Here is a 17,346-nt window from a genome sequence, read left to right as displayed (position 1 = left end):
GACGATGCCCTCAGCTCGCGATCGAAATGGGACCGGACGCGGCGGCGAAGGCCGGGCCCGGATAGCCGTCGCTGACGACGATGCGGTTGCGGCCCGCTGCCTTCGCCTCGTAAAGCGCCCGGTCGGCGCGGCCCAGCGCGCGTTCGATGCTGGAATCCTCGTCGCCGCACATGGCGACGCCGATGCTGACGGTCATGCGCAGGCATCCATGCCTATGGTCGCCGGGGACGATCGGCACCTCGGCCAGCGCCAGACGCTGACGCAGCCGTTCGGCCACCTCGGTTGCCGAAGCCAGCGGAGTTTCCGGCAGGATGATGGCGAACTCCTCGCCGCCCAGCCGGCCGATGTGGTCGGTGTCGCGCAGCTCGTCGCGGCAGACCTCCGCCAGCCTGACCAGGGCATGGTCGCCCACCGCATGGCCGTGGGTGTCGTTGATCGCCTTGAACCGGTCGATGTCCAGCATCAGCACCGAAACAGCCCGGCCATAGCGGCGCAGCCGCGCCATCTCGACCTCGGCCAGCTCCATGAAGCGGCGGCGGTTGCTCAGCCCGGTCAGCGGATCGGTGGTCGCCATGCGACGCAGTTCGCTCTCCACCCGCTTGCGTTCCGACACGTCGCGGATCACGGCGGTGAACAGCAGGCCATGGGCGTGGTGCAGCTTGGCGATCGACACCTCCGCCGGGAATTCCTGGCCGTCGGCGGTCAGGCCCACGACCTCGCGGCGGTTGGTCATCACCTGGGCCTGGGTCTCCGACACGCTGAAATCGGCGATGTGCGCGTCATGGTCCGGCCGGAAGCGTTCGGGGATCAGCAGCGACAGCGGACGGCCCAGGATGTCGTCGGCGTCATAGCCGAACAGGCTTTCGGCCGCCCGGTTGAACAGGGTGATGTTCAGGTTGGCGTCGGTGGTCAGGATGGCGTCCTGCGCCAGCCCGATGATGCCCTGCAGCCGCTCCTCCGACAGGCGCAGCTCCTCCTCCAACCGCTTGCGGGCCATGGCGTGCTGGACGGCGCGCCACATCAGCGGCCCGTCGGTCTGCCCCTTGACCAGATAGTCCTGGGCGCCGTGGGCCAGGATATCCAGCGCGAAATCCTCGTCGTCATAGCCGGTCAGCACCACCAGCGGCAGCGACGGTGCGTCGGCATGCAGGCGGGTCACCGTCTCCAGCCCGAAACTGTCGGGCAGCGACAGGTCGAGAAGCACGACGTCGCAGGCATTGCGGTGCAGCCAGGCCCGCGCCTCCTTCAGCGAGGTGGCGCGCGCCACGCTGGCGCGGCGGGCATAGGGCGTCAGCGACCGGGTGACCAGCCGCGCGTCGGCATCGTCATCCTCGACCAGCAGGATGGCGGTGCGGCCCTCCTCCTGGTCGGAAGTGTTGGATAAGGGCGGCTTGCCGGATAAGGCGATGGACATGGCGGACCTCCCTCACCGTGGCAGCCGGACGACACGGAACCAGTATTCCTCGATGCTCTTCACCGCATCGAAGAAGGCGTCCATGTCCATCGGCTTGGTGATGAAGCTGTTGGCGCCCAGCAGATAGCTGGCGTTCACGTCGCGGTCGACGTCGGATGTGGTGAGGATCACCACCGGAATGGTCTTCAGTTCCTCGTCCGCCTTCAATTCCTGCAGCACCTCGCGGCCGTCCATCCGCGGCATGTTGAGGTCGAGAAGGATCAGGTCCGGGCGGGCGGCGCCGGCGAAGGAGCCCTGGCGGCGCACATACTCCATCGCCTCCACCCCGTCGCGGACATGGCCGACATTGCACAGGATGCGCCCGTCGCGCAAAGCGCGCTTGGCGAGGCCGGCGTCGGCCGGATCGTCCTCGACCAGCAGGATCTCGAAGGGGGTGGTCAGGTCCTGCATCACGGGAATCCTCGGAAGGCGGGGGTGGGCAGATGGATGGAAAAGACGCTGCCGATGCCGGGGTTGGAGACGACGGTGATGCGGCCGCCCAGCCGCTCCACCATCTTGCGGGCGATGGCCAGCCCCATGCCGGTGCCGGGATGCTCGTCCCGCGAATGCAGGCGCCGGAACACCTCGAAGATCTGGTCGCGGTAGCGCGGGTCGATGCCGATGCCGTTGTCGCGCACGTCGATCACGTCATGGCCATTGACCCGCCGGTGGGAGACGTGGACCTCCGCCGGGCGGTCGGGATGGCGGTATTCGATGGCGTTGCCGATCAGCACGATGAAGATCTCACGCAGGCGCCGCTCGTCGCCCTGTACCTCCGGCAGGTCCGCCGCCGTCACGGTGGCCCCCGCTTCGGCGATGCGCCGCTTCAACGCGGTCAGGGCGGCCTTCAGCGCGTCGCCCGCCGGCACGACGCCGCCGCCCAGCGGCACCCGCTCCTCGGCCAGGAACAGCTGGACGTCGCGCAGCAGCATCTTCAGCCGTCCGGCGCCCTCGACGATCTCGCGGATGAAGCCCTCGCCCTCCTCGTCCAGCCTGCCCTTCTGCTGCTTCTCCAGAAGCTGGGCATAGCTGGCGATGGCGCGCAGCGGCTCCTGCAGGTCATGGGCGGCGGCATAGGCGAACTGTTCCAGCTCGTTCTTGGTGCGGCCAAGCTCGGCGGTGCGCAGTTCGACCTGGCGTTCCAGCGAATAGCGGCGGCTGACCGCCATGAAGGTGATCGCCTCGCTCAGCAGGGCCAGCAGCAGGAAGGCGACCTGGAACCCGCGGAAGGCCGGGTCGGCATGGGCGAGCCCGTCCCAGCTGCTGCGCGGAGCCAGCGCCAGATCCCACTGGCCTTCCGGTAGGTTGATCCATTCGACCAGCGGGTCGTTCCTCATCGTCAGGGTGTCGCCGGCCACCCGCTGCCCGGACTCGGTCACCAGGGCGAAGGTCAGATGCGGCGGCACCCGGTCGAACCGCACTTCCTTCAGGATGGCGTCGACATCGAACACCAGCCCGACCGCGCCCCAGGGCTTGACCGGTCCATAGACGATCTGGCGGGCGATCAGCCCCCGCCCGCCCTGCAGCAGGTCGACCGGGCCGTGGATGGTCACGTCACGGCTGATGATGGCGCGCTGCACCGTCTCCGCGAAGCCGGGACGGGAATCCTTCAGCAGGTCGTTGCCCAGGACCTTCTCGTTGCCCTCGACCGGATAGACGATGCGGACGACGAAATCGGGGGCGGCGGAAATGTTGCGCACGCCCACCACCGACCGCCGCAGGCTCTCCGCATAGCGCGGGAACTGGTCGGCGAGGTTGCCGGCGCCGGATGCCACCTCGACGAAGGCGGTCAGGCCGCGGACCAGGGCGAGACGCTCGTTCAGCGCGCTGGACAGGGTGCTGGCCAGCGATGAGGCGGTCAGCGCCGCGCTGGCGCGGTATTCGGCCACCAGGACGCGGATATAGACGTCGCCCATCCAGAGATAGCTCAGCACCAGCACCAGCGTCACCGCGGCCTGAAGGGCGGCGAGCTTCCAGATGCGCCGTGCGTCGGACAGCAGCCGGCGCAGAAGAACCGGAAGCGGCCGGCGCAGGGCGGGCGATGGCTGCACCGTCATTGCGGGCTCGGGGCCTCCCCGCCCCGCTCCCCACCTCTCTCCCCCTGCCCGTCCAGGGCCGGCAGGACCATGCGGAACAGGCTGCCACAGGGGCGCCCGTCTTCGCCACGCAGATCGTCGCCGGGAAGGTCGTCGACCCACAGCCGACCACCGTGATGTTCGACGATCTTCTTGCAGACCGCCAGCCCGACGCCGGTGCCCTCATACTCGTCGCGACGGTGCAGCCGCTGGAAGATGCCGAAGACACGCTCGCGGTCCTCGGCGGCGATGCCGATGCCGTTGTCGCGGATGTCGATCCGCCAGACCGCGACGCCGTCCTGCCGGTCCGCCGCCACGGCAACGCGCACGATGGGCGGACGGCCGGGCTCGCGGTACTTCACCGCGTTGCCGATCAGGTTCTGGAACAGCCGCATCAGTTCGTTGTCGTCGCCGGTCACCGTTGGGGTCATACCAACGCCGGCTGCGGCCGGTGCCGCGCCGTCGCCGGCGATCCCGACGGTCACCGTGGCGCCGGCGTCCTGCACCGCCACCTCCAGATTCAGCAGCGCGAGACGCAGCGGTTCCTCCAGCGGCACCGGCCGGAAGGGCTTGGCCTTGCGCCCGACCCGCGAGTATTCCAGCAGGTCGACGATCAGCCGGTCCATGCGCTGGGCGCCGTCGCGGGCGAAGTCGATGCACTCCCGCCCCTCCTCGTCCAGCGACGTGCCCAAGCCGCGCTCCAGCAGGGTCAGATAGCTGGTGATGACACGCAAGGGCTGGCGCAGGTCGTGTGAGGCGACGTAGGCGAAGGCCTCCAGCTCGGCGTTGGAGCGTTCAAGCTCAAGCGTCTTGCGCCGAAGAGCATCGGCGGCCAGGCAGCGTTCGGTGATGTCGTGGATCAGCGACATCAGCATGGTGCGGCCATGCACGACGATGTTGCTGATATAGACCTCGACATCGCGAAACTCGCCGGAGGCCAGCCTGTGGCGGAACTGGAAATGCCGCTGTCCGGCGCTGCCCGCGTGATGCAGGTCCCGCTCCACCTCGGTGCGCGGGGCGGCATTGATGTCCTGGATGTGCATGCTGCGCAGCCGGTCGAGCGGATAGCCGTAGAACTCCGCCGCCGCCGGGTTGGCGTCGACGATCCGCCCGTCCGCCGGGTCGACCAGCAGCTTCACCGCGCAGCTGGCGACGAAGATCTGCTCGAACAGTTGCTGCCGTTCCAGCAGGGCCTGTTCGGCGTGCTTGCGTTCGCTGATGTCCATCACCGCGCCGACGATCCCGGCCGGCTTGCCGCCGGTCCGGCAATAGACCGCCTTGGAGAACAGCACGTCGCGCAGCGTCCCGTCGGCGTAGCGCAACTGAGTCTCGTAGCTCTGCGGCTTCTGGTCGGCCAGCAGGGCCTTGTCCACCGCCCCGTCGGCCTCGGCGATGTGCGGCGGGGCGAGATCGAAGACGGTGCGGCCGAACAGCGCCTGCCGGTCGATGCCCATCCAGCGTTCGAAGGCGCTGTTGGCGTCGACATAATGGCCCATCACGTCCTGCACGAAGATCGGCACAGGCACCGTGTCCAGCAGCACGCGCTGGAAGCCGGCGCGGTCGTTCAGCGCCTGTTCGGCGCGCCAGCGGACGGTGACGTCCTCCACCACCCAGACATAGCCGCGCGCGGGATCGCCCGCCTTCACCGACCGGCCGATCAGACGGCAGCGGATGTCGGCGCCGTCGGCGCGGCGCATCACCACCTCCTCGTCGAACTGGCCGCCGGCCTCCATCCGGGGATAGGCGCGCCGGCCCACCTCCTCGAACACCCCGTCGTCGCCGTAGATGACGCGGGCGCTGCAGCCGACGATGTCCTCCAGCCGGTGCTGGAAGGTGGCGGCCACCGATTTGTTGACGCGGCGGATCACCCGGTCGCGGTCGACCAGCAGGACGCCCACCGGCGCGTTGTCGAGAATGGCGTCCAGCTGCAGCCGGCTCTCGGCCAACTCCTCCTCGATGCGTTTGCGGGCGGTGATGTCGACATGGGTGCCGATCATGCGGGACGGACGGCGCTCCGCATCCCAGCTCATCACCCGGCCGCGGTCGAGTATCCAGAGCCACGCCCCCGATTTGGTGCGGACCCGGTGCTCGCATTCATAGACCGGACGCTCGCCCGACAGATGCGCCGCCAGCGCCGCCTCGACCAGCGGCAGGTCATCGGGATGCACGCGGGAGCGCCAGAACTCGACATGCGGCGGCACCTCGTCCGGCGTGAAGCCCAGCATCGTCTGCCATCGCGGGCTGTACCACACCGCGCCGCTGGCCATGTCCCAATCCCACAGCCCGTCGCCGGCGGCGTCGGTCGCCTGATACAGCCGCGGAACCGCCGCTGCCTGCCGGCCGCGCCGCCAGCGCAGGCGGGTGCGGGGCGTCCGTCCGGTCCCCGACGTGGTGTTCGGCGACGTGGTGTTCGGCGGCGTGGCAATCGGGGGGCCGGCAACGGTCTGGAGGAGTCCCGACCGCGAAGCGTCCTGCTCGGGACATTCCATCAGGGGGGACAAGGTTGTGGTATTGACCATGGATGCGGCCGACCCTCGATTCCGTGCAAGCGGCGGGACGCGTGAACGAGCACAGGATCCCGGCGACAAGCCCAATAATACTCCTTCACTCCCTAAGGACTCCCTTGCGAAATTGTCACAGGGGAGCATCCCTCAACCTAGGGAATGGAGAAGACACGCAAAGTTCCGCGCCGACCACTGTTGGGAAGGCGCTGGATATTGCCGGAACTGTTCAGGCTGCCACGTCGACCGGTGAACGATCCTTCGTGGCGATTTCGATGGCCCGATCGAAGTCGCGCGACATCGTCTCGCCATCGAAGGCGAGATGGATGCGGTTATGCTCCACCGCCTTGACCGCGACCGTCGCCTCGGCGCCGTAGCGGTCCAAGCGCAGCTTGCCGGTGGCGCCCGCCAGCGAACGGCCGTCGGTTGCCGTCACCGGGTCGATCATCGCGCCGCCGATCGACAGGTTGCGCACGGTCACCGCCAGACGGTCGCCGCCGATCAGCAGCGTCCCAGTCTCTTCCACCTGATAGCGCGGCTTGCGCCGGCGGTCGGCGTCGCCGGTGGAGGTGCGGACGATGCGGACCAGCACCTTGCGCAGGCTCTCGATGGAGCGGGCGACGTCGCCGGAGCCGTGCTTGACCTGGGTCGCCTGCTCGCCGGTGCGGTCGGCTTCCTCCGACACCGCGGCGATGCGGTACGACACCTCCTGCGCCGCGGTGGAGGTCTCCACCACGTTGCGGCTGATCTCCTGGGTGGCGGCCGACTGCTCCTCCATCGCCGCAGCGATCGAGCCGGCGATGTGGTCGATCTCGGCGATGGTCTGGCCGATCTCCTCCACCGCCTGCACCGCCTGATCGGTCACCGACTGGATGGCGGTGATCTGGCGCGTGATCTCCTCGGTCGAGGAGGCGGTCTGGTTGGCGAGGTTCTTCACCTCCTGCGCCACGACGGCGAAGCCCTTGCCGGCCTCCCCCGCCCGCGCCGCCTCGATGGTGGCGTTGAGCGCCAGAAGATTGGTCTGGCCGGCGATCGACTGGATCAGGTTCACCACCTCGCCCACCTTCGCCACCGTCTCCGACAGGGAGCGGATGGTGGACTGGGTGTGGTGGCCGCTTTCCACCGCACGGCGGGTCACCGCGCTGGAATGGGCGATCTGCGAGGAAATCTCGCGGATCGAGGCGGCCAGCTGCTCGCTGGCGGCGGCGACGGTCTGGGCGTTGGCCAGCGCCTGGCCCGCAGCCGACGCCACGGTCTGGGCGTTGATGCTGACCCGCTCGGCCGAGCCGGACATGCCTTCGGCGTCGTTGGCCATGGCGCCGGTGCGCTGGGCCACCTCCTCCACCGCACGGCCGGCCTCGCGCTCCACGGTGGAGGCCATGGACTCCAGCGCGCGGCGCCGCTCCTCGTCGGCCTGGCGGGCGCGTTCGACGCGCTCCTGCACGGCGTAGCACAGCCGGGCCTTCAACCCGCGCAGCTGCCCGGCGATGGGATGGAACTCGACCGCCGTCGGCAGGTCGATGATGTGGGTCTGGTCGTTGCGGGCGATGGCGTCGAAATCGGTCGAGAAGTCGGCAAGCGGCCGCCGCACGGTGCGCAGCAGCATGAAGCCGCAAAGCACGGCCGCCACCAGCACCGCCAGCCCGGCGGCCACCGCGAAGACCAGATGCCAGCGGAAATCCTCCAGCGCCCCTTCATATTCGGCACGGCCAACGGTCAGCTGCAGCTGCAGCAGGTCCTTGTTGGTCTGGAAGGCGGCCTGGAACAGCGGATCGATGCGGTCGCGGACCATCACCTCCAGCCGCAGCGAATCGCCCAGGCGCGCCAGTTCCACCGCCGGCTTCAATCCTTCGTTCAGGAACGCGGCGCGCTGCCTGGCGAAACGCTCCGCCAGTTCCTTCTCCTCGGGCGTCAGGTGGGTGGTGAGAAACTCCGCCCACAGCCGGTCGATGGTTGCGGCATTGCCGGAGATGCGCTGCTCCCGGCCGGCGATCACCTTGGAGTCGGTGCCGTCGCGGGTATCGATGATGAGCTGCTGCAGCGTCTGCACATTGTCGCGCATATGGTCCAGGATCTGGCCGATCTGCACGGCGGGAACCGTCCGGTCCTCGTACACCGTCTTCAGCGACGCGTTGCTGTCGGACATGCCGCGCAGCGTGACGCCGCCCACCACCAGCATCGACAGGACCATGAAGGCGAAGATCAGGGTCAGCCGCCCGGTGATGCTGGCCACCCAGCGCCGCAGCGCCGCAGCGCCGCCCCGCGCCACCGCCTGTCCCTCGCGCACCGAGAGATGGCCCGCCCGTCCTTCGCGGATGTCGGCGTAGAGCCGTTCCGTCGCCGCCACCTGCTCGCGCGACGGCTTGGTGCGGATGGAGATGAAGCCGGTCACCGTCCCGTCCTCCACCACCGGGGTGACGTTGGCGCGGACCCAGTAGAAGTCACCGGTCTTGGTCCGGTTCTTCACCAGCCCTTCCCACGGCCGGCCGCCCTTGATCGTCGCCCACAGGTCGGCGAAGGCCTCCTTCGGCATGTGGGGATGGCGGATCAGGTTGTGCGGAGACCCGATCAGCTCGTCTTCGGCATAGCCGCTGATGTCGACGAAGGCCTTGTTGACGAAGGTTATGCGGCCGCCCGTGTCGGTTCTCGACACCAGCAGCACGCCGTCTTCCATCTCGATTTCGCGGTCGGTGATCGGTTCATTGAGACGCATGGACGGAACCTCGTCGGGCAAGGGGCAGGTTCGGCAGCGCAAGGGATGCGCGGCCAGGATGCGGACCAGGGGAACACACCATCGCCGGAAAAAAGCGATGGTTCGGCACAGCTAACGGAATGGAGTTTCGTCTACCCTGGGTAGGCACCGCCCCGCACTGATGCAGATCAAGTCAGCAAGAGGTGTGCCATGCTCGCGCGGTTGGCCGAAAAGCGGACTTCCGGGAAACCCCCTATGAACGGCAACGCCGGGGGGATGGGGGATTGCAGTCGCCCGGCGGCGGTCATATGCATTCAGCGTCGCAATTTGCGAGAAAAAGCGCGGGAGGGCCGCCGGATTGCCAGTTTGCAAAAGACTAGATGGTGACTGGAGAATAAAGCCGGCTTTATCAGCGAAACGTCATAAAAGAAAAGCCCCTCTCTCGACTTGAGGGAGGGGCTTTCAACACTGCGACAGTTCGCCGCAGCATTTGCGGGCATGTAATATAGACGTAACGCAGTCAGGACTTCGCCATCAGCTGTTCCAGCCAATGGATGTCGTAATTGCCGTCGATGAAGGCCTGCTGGGCGATGATGCGGTCATGCAGCGGCAGCGTCGTCTGGATGCCGCCGATCACATACTCCTCGATAGAGCGGCGCAGGCGCATCAGGCACTCGTTGCGGGTGGTGCCGTGGACGACCAGCTTGGCGATTAGGCTGTCGTAATGTGACGGCACGCGGTAGCCGTCATAGAGAGCCGAATCGACACGGACACCCAGGCCGCCTGGCGCGTGATAGCCGTCGATCTTGCCCGGCGACGGGATGAAGGTCTCCGGGTTCTCGGCGTTCACCCGGCATTCGATGGCGTGGCCTTCGAAGCGGATGTCCGACTGGCCGTAGCCCAGCGGCGCGCCGGCGGCGACGCGGATCTGCTCGCGCACCAGATCGATGCCGGTGATCATCTCGGTGATGGTGTGTTCGACCTGCAGGCGGGTGTTCATTTCGATGAAATAGAACTGCCCGTCCTCGTACAGGAACTCCATCGTGCCGACGCCGCGATAGCCGATGGCCGCCGCCGTCTTGGCCGCCAGATCGCCGATGAAGGCGCGCTGTTCGGCGTTCAGCGCCGGGCTCGGCGCCTCCTCGATCACCTTCTGGTGCCGGCGCTGGACCGAGCAGTCGCGCTCGCCGAAATGCACGCAGGTGCCGTGGGTGTCGCCCAGGAGCTGGATCTCGATGTGCCGCGGATGGCCGAGATACTTCTCCAGATAGACCTCGTCGTTGCCGAAGGCGGCGCGCGCTTCGCCACGGGCCAGCTGATAGGCTTCCTTCAGCTGGTCGGGGTTGCGGGCGACCTTCATGCCCTTGCCGCCGCCGCCCGCCGCCGCCTTGATCAGCACCGGATAGCCGGTCTCGTGGGCGATCTTCTCCGCATCTTCCAGCGACGTCACCGGACCGTCGGAACCGGGCACCACCGGCAGCCCCTGTTCCATCACCGTCTTCTTGGCGGTGACCTTGTCGCCCATGATCCGGATATGCTCCGGCGTCGGGCCGATGAAGGTGAAGCCGTGCTCCTCCACCATCTCCGCGAACTGGGCGTTTTCCGACAGGAAGCCGATGCCGGGGTGGATGGCGTCGACATTGGTGATCGACGCCGCCGACAGGATGGCCGGAATGTTGAGGTAGCTGTCGCGCGCGGACGCCGGGCCGATGCACACGCTTTCGTCGGCGAGGCGGACGTGCATGGCGTCGGCGTCGGCGGTGGAATGCACCGCCACGGTCTGGATCCCCATCTCGCGGCAGGCGCGGTGGATGCGCAGAGCGATCTCACCACGGTTCGCGATCAGGACCTTTTCGAACATCGCCAAGGGAATGCCCCGCTTACTCGATGATGAGGAGAACTTCGCCGAACTCGACCGGCTGGGCGTCGGACACCAGCACCTCGGCGACAGTGCCGCCGCGCGGGGCCTTGATCGGGTTCATGACCTTCATCGCCTCGATGATCATGATGGTCTGGCCGGCCTTGACCACGTCGCCCGGACGAACGAAGGGCGTGCCGCCCGGCTCGGCCGCCAGATAGGCGGTGCCGACCATCGGCGAGGTGACCGCGCCCGGATGGTTCACCGGCTTGCCCGCCGGAGCCGCCGCGGCGGCGACCGGGGCGGCCGCCAGGACCTGGGCTGCCTGGACGGCGACCGTCTGGGCGGCGGTCGGGCGGGTGACGCGGATGCGCTTTTCGCCCTCGGCGAACTCGATCTCGCTCAAGCCCGTCTCACGCAGGAGGTCCGCCAGCTTGCGGACCAGATCGCCGTCGATGTCGAAGCTCGCCATGATGTCAGTCGTTCCCGTTTCCTTAATCGCGGTCGATGATGTTCGCGATGGCGTCCAGCGCCAGAAGATACCCGTGCGGCCCGAACCCGCAGATCATCCCCCTCGCCACCGGCGAGATGTAGGAGTGATGGCGGACCGGCTCGCGCTTGAAGATGTTCGACAGATGGACCTCGATCACCGGCAGCTCCGACAGGATCAGGCTGTCCATGATCGCGACCGAGGTGTGGGTGTAGGCGCCGGCGTTGATGACGATGCCGTCATTCTCCGTGCGCGCCTGCTGGATCCACGAGACCAGTTCGCCTTCGTGGTTGGACTGCCGGAAATCCACGGTCAGACCCAGCTGATCGGCACGCTCGTGGCAGGCGGCCTCCAGGTCGTCCAGGGTCATCGACCCGTAGATTTGCGGCTCCCGCACGCCCAGCATGTTGAGGTTTGGTCCGTTGAGGACCAGAATCGACGCGTCGATGGCCACGGCCCGCGCCCCTTTTCCATGATCGAAACCGCGCGTTTATAGCACGAAGCACCGTCCTGTCCATGGCGACGGGGGCCTATGGCGCGGAAAAGCGCGGCATCGAACCGGAAAATCGCCCCGGCCACCCCAAAGACCGCGCAAAACCGAGGGAAATCAGGGAAGAGGCTGAACCGTGTGGGCGGCCAGCAGCCGAAGGTAAACCCCCTGCTGTTTCAGCGTCTTCAGCCCGTCGTTGAAGGCGGCGACCATCGCTTCGGCCCCCGGCGTGGCCCGCCCCACCACCAGATGCAGGGTCACCACGGCGAAGGGCCGCTCCGATACCCGGATTTCTTCGGCCAGACCGGCACGGGTGATCGCCGCGGCGGCGCTGTATTCGTCGATCACCAGGGCGTCGGCCCGGCCGGTCGCCACCATGCGCATGCAGGCGCCGAGGTCCGACGGCGTGTGCCGGGTCAGCCGCCCCAGCTGCACCAGCTCTTCCAGCTCGGCCGGCAGGGCGTAGCCGACCGGCTGGCAGACCGTCCGCCCGTGGAAGTCCGTCACGCCGCCAGAGTCGCCGCCGGGCTTGCCGCCGGCGCCGCCGTCATGGAACTCCATCGCCGACCGCTTCGACAGATAGACGAACTGCCGCACCTCGATGACCGGGTCGGAGAACAGCACCTCGCGCTCCCGTTCGGGCGTGCGGACATAGGGGAAGGTGGCGAGGAAACGGCCCAGGACCACGCCGTCATAGCCCCGCTTCCACGGCATGAAGCGCACATCGTAGCGGCGCCCGCCGACCGCGAAGGCTTGGCGGACCAGCTCCGTCACCAGACCGCCGCCCGGCAGATCCTCGCCGGTGTAGGGGGCGTAGTCATTGCCGGTCACCAGATCCAGGCCGGTGTAGGGCGCCGGCACCGGGCCGGATTGCGTCTCCAGCGCCGATGGTCGAGCCGGTGCGGCGCACAGAAACAGCCCGGCCATGACGGCGCCAAGCGCCGCTCGTCTCACCCCGCCTGCCGAATCCCGCAAGTCCACTGGTCGTCCACCGGTGAGTCCCGCGCCGCCGTCCGGCGGGCGAGCGCAGATCTAACGGCCCATCCGTTGCACTGTAAAGGGTGGCCGAGGTCCTATGCGGGCCGCGGTCATTCCGCCGCGGCGGCCGGGCCGGGCGCGGCTTCCCGGGCGCGGCGGCCGGCCGGATCGGTGTAGAGGTCGTTGACGCGCTGGACATGCACCGCCGTCGCCTCGCGGATGGCAAAGATCGCCCGGCGCGCCCGCCCGCCCCAGCCGGCCGGCTGCTTGGCGAAGATCGAGCGGAAGAAGCGCGTGTTCTTCAGGAAGGCCGCCCGCAGGTCCAGGTCGACGTCGCCGAAGCGGTCGCTCAGGGACGCGGCGATGCGGCGGGCGAAGAACTGGCGGATCTTGAAGTGCCCGGCCAGGAACAGCCCGCCCAGCAGCACGGCGGTGCCGATCAGGTGCAGCGGCAGCCCGCCGTCGGCATTTTCGAACAGCCAACCGAGGAAAGCGCCGAAGCCGCCCCCCACCGTCTGGACCACCGTCCCCAGAAGCGCCAGCAGCAGGACGCCCCAGACCGCGTCGCCGGTCAGCACGCGGCGGCGCCACGTCGCCATCGCCTCGCGCAGCTTGGGCAGCACCTCGCCCTCCAGCTCCTTGGTCAGGCTGTCGATCGAACCGATGATGCGGTAGGCGCGGGCGACCTCCACCTCGTTGATGCGGGTGTGGATCTCGGCGAGGTCGTGGTCTCGGCGCGCCTCGTAGCGGGCACGGCGGCCGTCATCCTCGATGTCGACGGCGGAGCGCTGGTCGTAGATGGCGTAGAAGCGGCCCGACACCAGCCCGGCCTGGGCGATGGCGCGCTGCCAGGCGCCGAATACCGCCTCCAGATTGTCCTCCTTGGCCGTGGTGTCGACCTGATTGAGGATGTAGCAGACCTTGCGGGCGTCGGCACGGTTGACCGTCTTGGCGACCAGATGGCGCAACGTGTCCTGCATCGCGCCCGGTTCCGGATGGCGGGCGTCGAAGAATACCAGCACGAGGTCCGACAGCTCGACGATATGGTCCACCAGCCGCAGGACCGAGCGGCGCTGGTCGTCGGCGTCGAAGCCCGGCGAATCGATGAAGATCTTGCCCTTGGTCCGCGGGCCGGCCAGCGTCTTCAGTTGAAGGTAGTTGTCGATCCGCTTGCCCTCGCCGGCCGCCACCTTCTCGATCTCGTCGGCGATGCGATAGAAGGGAAAGCGCGGGTCGGCGTTCAGCGCGGTGCCAGGCAGCGCCTCCTTGCGGGTTTCCGGCCCGTGGCAGATCACGGTGAACTTGTCGTCGACCGCCTGATTGCCGGTGTTCTGCAGAACCTCGCCCAGATAGCCGTTGAGGAAGGTCGACTTCCCGGCCGAGAAGGTGCCGAGCACCGCGACCATCGGCCACCACGGAATGCGGGTGGTCAGCGATTCATGGCGGTCGATCAGCCCAAGCCCGGCCAGGATGCGGTCGAAGGCGCGGAAGGTCGGAAGGACCGGCAGCAGGTTGGGGTTTTCCGCGCGCAGATGGGCATCCAAGGCCGCAAGGCGCTGCTGAAGGGCTTGCCGGGGGGTCATGGGCGGGCGAATTCCACTGTTGCACGGGCCGGGAAGACGGGCCGGAGAGAGGACGGCGGCCCGAATAAGGACGGCCTTTCTCTAGCACGGGCGGGACCGGCACCGGACATGAAATCTCCCTCATCATCCGTGCGGAGACCCTGGCGGGGTCGTCCGACCGGGCGCGGGAACATGGCGGGCGGCCGTTGCGTTCCCTCGCGATGGACGACACCGACGGCGACCGCGACAGCCCCTCCACCTCCGTGCCCGCCGGGTCGGAGCCGGAGCATCGGCTGACCGCGGAGGAACTGGCTTTCCTGCTGCGCGACCCGATGCTGCAGGCGCGCGAGGCGGAGCGCGCCGCCCGCTCCAACCGCAGCCGCACCGAACGCCGCGCCGCCGACCCGGCCTATGCCGAGCGGCTGCGCGCCGGCGACCGCGAGCGCCAGCGGCGACGGCGGCGGCGCGACTCCATCGGCCGTCCCGAACCGCCGGAGCAGCCGGCCGCCGCCCTGCCCGACATGACCCAGGCGCAGGCGGCGGAGCGGCTGGCCGAACACCTGAACCGCAGCGCCTCAGCCCAGGCGGCGCAGTTGCGCGCGCGGCCCGACCGCATCCGCTTCTATGCCGAGGCCTTCGTCGCCTACCGCACCCTGTCGGCCGACGGTGTCCGCCCGACACGCGGCGCGCTGGCCGCCCTGCTGAAGTCCCGCTTCGGCCGCAGCGTCACTCCGTCGCAGGTTCAGAAGCTGCGCGACCATGTCGAGGGGTTTGCCGCCGCCGGTGGCCCCTGGGCGGTGCCGCCCGCTTCCAGGTCCGCTGCTGCCCGGACGGGGATTGGCGGCAAGGCCGATACGGATTGTCACGCACCACGGCCCTCGCGGCCCTGAATCCACTCTGTCGGGCACCGATCGGCCCTGCGCAAATATAGTTAATTATGTATTAACGACGCCCCGGCCAACGATGCCGGCCCGTGGCGGCCGGTCGCCGGTGCGTGACGCAGTGTATCGGCCCGTTGAACAGAAAGTTGTTCTGCAATCGTCCGAATATTTACCACAACCAGAAGCTTTCTGATCACCATTTGTGGCGGTAAAACCCCTATCCGGTCACGATCGTCGAATTCCTGTAAACAAAAAGCTATCGACCCAACCATTGGGCGAACCGGAAGATTCCGGCATTTCCGCAAAAGGGTTGAATGCAGGGATCGGACAAGCCCTTCTGGCAATTGATCCTCATCGCCTGCGAAATAATACAAAGCTGTAACACGACAACTCTCGCGAATGCTGCGGCACCATCGATGCCTATCGGAATATGACGACTGTGCACCAATATTCGAAAGTTTTCTCTTGAACATCCCCAAGGAATGTGTGAACAATCTTTTCATTCTCGCAAAGAGAGGCTGCGGAAGACTGGGCATCGGAGACCAATGGACATGAGTGAACCGACGGTGCGCAAAAGAGGACGACGCGGATCGCCGGAATCCTGGTCCGTGGATGCCCATGTCGGGCAGCGCGTGCGGATGCGCCGGACCCTTCTGGGAATGAGCCAGGAAAAACTTGGCGAGGCGATCGGCCTGACCTTTCAGCAGGTTCAGAAATACGAACGCGGCTCCAACCGCATATCGGCCGGAACCCTGTACCGTCTTGGACAGGTGCTGGATGTTCCGGTGAGCTTCTTCTTCGACACCTACAACGATGCCGACGGCCTGCGCCGCTCCCGCGGCGGCTTCCAGGAGTCGGACGACGACGACACCCAGATCAGCCGGCGCGAGGCGCGGCTTCTGCGCCTGTGGCGCGCCGCCCCCTCCCATGTGTCGGACGAGATGCTGTCGTTGCTCTCCGCCCTGTCACCGGAAATCAAGGAGCCGCCGGAAGGCCCCGACGAGGGCGAGGATGGCGATCCCGACTCCTCGACGTCCCAGGACCCGATGCAGTCTTCCGGTGGCGGCAGCAGCCTGGCGGGCAGCGAAATCGTCGCCGCGGTCCCGGAGAGGGAAAGCGCCCGCAAGGCCGGCCGCACCGTCCGCAGCGATGCGCCACGGGTCAAGGCGGTGAAATCCACCGACAACTCCAGTGAGGGCAAGGCGCGCCGCCGTCATGGCGCGGTTTGGGACCCGACCGACATCCTGCGTGCGACCAAGCCGTCGCCGCGAAGCTGAAGGCGACAGGGCGACCGACAGGCCGCCGGCACATCATCCGCATAGCAAAAAGGCTCCGCATCGGTCGATGCAGAGCCTTTTTGCTTGGAATGGTTTCTTGTGGAATGGCGCACCCGGGGTGTCGGCTGAGACAGCCGACGCTCCGATGCCTACCAGCTGCGAACCGGGCCGACGTCGAGATGGACGAAGCCGCTGCGCGGGTAATAGCCGACGCCGCCCGACTGCATCGACTTCGCCAACTCCGAGATGGCGCGCAGTTGGGTATCGGGCAGGCGGATGTCGATGGCCATGCCGCGGGTGTGATAGCTTTCCTTCGCCACCCCGCGCGACCGGCGCCGCGCCATCGCATTGGTGCGGCGGGAGCGGTAACCGCAGATCACTTCGAACGGATCGTCCGACCCGACGCTCTGGTGAACGCGGGCGAGCAGGTCGAACAGGCGCGGATCGTAACGGCAGACCTGCTTGGCCCGATGGTCGCGCAGAAGCACGTCCAGCTTGCGCAGCGCATCCGGCTTGTAATGGCCGTCGGCCCAATAGACGCCGTCGAACCGCTCGTGCGTGTTGATGTTGTGCAGGCTGATGCGCCGGACGCTGCCGGCAAGGGGAGCGGCCTCCGCGCTGCCCGATCCCAGAAGGACCGGCGCCGTCGCCACACCTGTCGCCACGCTGGTGGCGACCCCCGTCATCAATCCCGAAGCGGCCGGAAGGGCCGACGTTACCGCCGCGGCGGCAAAACCCAGGAACCCGCGCCGACCGATGGCCGGAGCGGCACGCTCGTCATCCCCCAAATGCATCCCCGAACCTCGTCGTTTTACGTTTTTGGCCGTTCTACGCTGTGGCCGTTCGGCGTTTGGCGGGTCGCGTGGCGCCCGCGGCTGGTATAACCTTATGACCAACGCTGGTCCGAAGCGTCCCGTCTGGTGTGAATCGTCTCCGGACGGGTATCCGTATAAGGAAGGTCATCGGTCGAGGCAACCAAAAAATTTTGCACTGTGACCTTCTTGCATAGGCACGTCATAGGACGGCGGCAGGAAGATCACACCGGGAGAATGATCGACGGAATTTCGCGCCGCACGCCTCGCCTTCCAT

General features: G+C 67.5%; 13 protein-coding genes. 2 read left to right on the top strand and 11 right to left on the bottom strand.

Translation table 11 applies throughout. The features are described 5' to 3' along the window. Nucleotides 1–10: 10 nt before the first annotated feature. The 10 genes from M5E06_RS03840 to M5E06_RS03790 all read right to left on the bottom strand — a co-directional run bounded on the left by M5E06_RS03840 (nt 11) and on the right by M5E06_RS03790 (nt 14,120). Nucleotides 11–1,414 carry a diguanylate cyclase gene (locus tag M5E06_RS03840; RefSeq protein WP_252137210.1) on the bottom strand — a complete coding sequence of 468 codons (1,404 nt, stop codon included), beginning with the start codon at nt 1,412–1,414 and terminating at the stop codon, nt 11–13. A gap of 12 nt (nt 1,415–1,426) precedes the next feature. Further along, nucleotides 1,427–1,864: a response regulator gene (locus tag M5E06_RS03835; protein ID WP_252137209.1), complete on the bottom strand. Its 438-nt coding sequence runs from the start codon at nt 1,862–1,864 to the stop codon at nt 1,427–1,429. Next, nucleotides 1,864–3,510 (bottom strand): sensor histidine kinase, encoded by a 1,647-nt coding sequence (locus M5E06_RS03830; protein ID WP_252137208.1) that lies wholly within the window; start codon nt 3,508–3,510, stop codon nt 1,864–1,866. Before M5E06_RS03830 ends, M5E06_RS03835 begins: the two co-directional genes overlap by 1 nt. Further along, complete coding sequence (locus M5E06_RS03825) at nt 3,507–6,047, bottom strand: PAS domain-containing sensor histidine kinase (protein ID WP_252137207.1); 2,541 nt, start codon at nt 6,045–6,047, stop codon at nt 3,507–3,509. Before M5E06_RS03825 ends, M5E06_RS03830 begins: the two co-directional genes overlap by 4 nt. A gap of 211 nt (nt 6,048–6,258) precedes the next feature. Further along, entirely contained in the window at nt 6,259–8,742 is a 2,484-nt protein-coding gene (locus M5E06_RS35450; RefSeq protein WP_286208613.1) for a methyl-accepting chemotaxis protein, read from the bottom strand. A 499-nt stretch (nt 8,743–9,241) separates the two neighbouring features. Beyond that, entirely contained in the window at nt 9,242–10,582 is a 1,341-nt protein-coding gene (gene accC / locus M5E06_RS03810) for an acetyl-CoA carboxylase biotin carboxylase subunit (RefSeq protein ID WP_109074516.1), read from the bottom strand. A 19-nt stretch (nt 10,583–10,601) separates the two neighbouring features. Continuing rightward, the gene (locus tag M5E06_RS03805; protein ID WP_252137206.1) at nt 10,602–11,051 is read right to left on the bottom strand and encodes an acetyl-CoA carboxylase biotin carboxyl carrier protein; all 450 of its coding nucleotides are present in this window, start codon (nt 11,049–11,051) and stop codon (nt 10,602–10,604) included. Between the two features lie 22 nt (nt 11,052–11,073). Continuing rightward, a complete protein-coding gene (gene aroQ / locus M5E06_RS03800; RefSeq protein ID WP_014247329.1) occupies nt 11,074–11,523 on the bottom strand; it encodes a type II 3-dehydroquinate dehydratase in 450 nt (149 codons plus the stop codon). A gap of 153 nt (nt 11,524–11,676) precedes the next feature. Then, nucleotides 11,677–12,486, bottom strand: a complete 810-nt coding sequence (locus M5E06_RS03795) for a substrate-binding periplasmic protein (protein WP_252137205.1) — start codon at nt 12,484–12,486, stop codon at nt 11,677–11,679. A 161-nt stretch (nt 12,487–12,647) separates the two neighbouring features. Further along, on the bottom strand, nt 12,648–14,120 hold the full coding sequence (locus M5E06_RS03790) for a dynamin family protein (protein ID WP_136705409.1): 1,473 nt from the start codon (nt 14,118–14,120) through the stop codon (nt 12,648–12,650). Between the two features lie 185 nt (nt 14,121–14,305). Here M5E06_RS03790 and M5E06_RS03785 point away from each other — a divergent pair, with 185 nt between their 5' ends. Further along, nucleotides 14,306–14,989, top strand: a complete 684-nt coding sequence (locus M5E06_RS03785; RefSeq protein WP_252137204.1) for a hypothetical protein — start codon at nt 14,306–14,308, stop codon at nt 14,987–14,989. A 650-nt stretch (nt 14,990–15,639) separates the two neighbouring features. Further along, nucleotides 15,640–16,257 carry a helix-turn-helix domain-containing protein gene (locus M5E06_RS36025; protein WP_502801958.1) on the top strand — a complete coding sequence of 206 codons (618 nt, stop codon included), beginning with the start codon at nt 15,640–15,642 and terminating at the stop codon, nt 16,255–16,257. Between the two features lie 149 nt (nt 16,258–16,406). Here the strand turns inward: M5E06_RS36025 and mepK are convergent, their stop codons facing one another. Continuing rightward, nucleotides 16,407–17,051 (bottom strand): peptidoglycan L,D-endopeptidase MepK, encoded by a 645-nt coding sequence (gene mepK / locus M5E06_RS03775; RefSeq protein ID WP_252137203.1) that lies wholly within the window; start codon nt 17,049–17,051, stop codon nt 16,407–16,409. Nucleotides 17,052–17,346 lie beyond the last annotated feature (295 nt).

Origin of the sequence: Azospirillum sp. A1-3 (assembly GCF_023806445.1) — a bacterium.
Taxonomy (GTDB): domain Bacteria; phylum Pseudomonadota; class Alphaproteobacteria; order Azospirillales; family Azospirillaceae; genus Azospirillum.
The sequence above is the reverse complement of the archived record's forward strand: the minus strand, read 5'-3'. Positions and strand labels throughout refer to the sequence as shown.

Bases quoted from the DNA above. Each gene is read 5' to 3' on its own strand.
- M5E06_RS03840 (WP_252137210.1), bottom strand. From the start codon at position 1,414: ATGTCCATCGCCTTATCCGGCAAGCCGCCCTTATCCAACACTTCCGAC.
- M5E06_RS03835 (WP_252137209.1), bottom strand. From the start codon at position 1,864: ATGCAGGACCTGACCACCCCCTTCGAGATCCTGCTGGTCGAGGACGAT.
- M5E06_RS03830 (WP_252137208.1), bottom strand. From the start codon at position 3,510: ATGACGGTGCAGCCATCGCCCGCCCTGCGCCGGCCGCTTCCGGTTCTT.
- M5E06_RS03825 (WP_252137207.1), bottom strand. From the start codon at position 6,047: ATGGTCAATACCACAACCTTGTCCCCCCTGATGGAATGTCCCGAGCAG.
- M5E06_RS35450 (WP_286208613.1), bottom strand. From the start codon at position 8,742: ATGCGTCTCAATGAACCGATCACCGACCGCGAAATCGAGATGGAAGAC.
- accC (WP_109074516.1), bottom strand. From the start codon at position 10,582: ATGTTCGAAAAGGTCCTGATCGCGAACCGTGGTGAGATCGCTCTGCGC.
- M5E06_RS03805 (WP_252137206.1), bottom strand. From the start codon at position 11,051: ATGGCGAGCTTCGACATCGACGGCGATCTGGTCCGCAAGCTGGCGGAC.
- M5E06_RS03795 (WP_252137205.1), bottom strand. From the start codon at position 12,486: ATGGCCGGGCTGTTTCTGTGCGCCGCACCGGCTCGACCATCGGCGCTG.
- M5E06_RS03790 (WP_136705409.1), bottom strand. From the start codon at position 14,120: ATGACCCCCCGGCAAGCCCTTCAGCAGCGCCTTGCGGCCTTGGATGCC.
- M5E06_RS36025 (WP_502801958.1), top strand. From the start codon at position 15,640: ATGAGCCAGGAAAAACTTGGCGAGGCGATCGGCCTGACCTTTCAGCAG.
- mepK (WP_252137203.1), bottom strand. From the start codon at position 17,051: ATGCATTTGGGGGATGACGAGCGTGCCGCTCCGGCCATCGGTCGGCGC.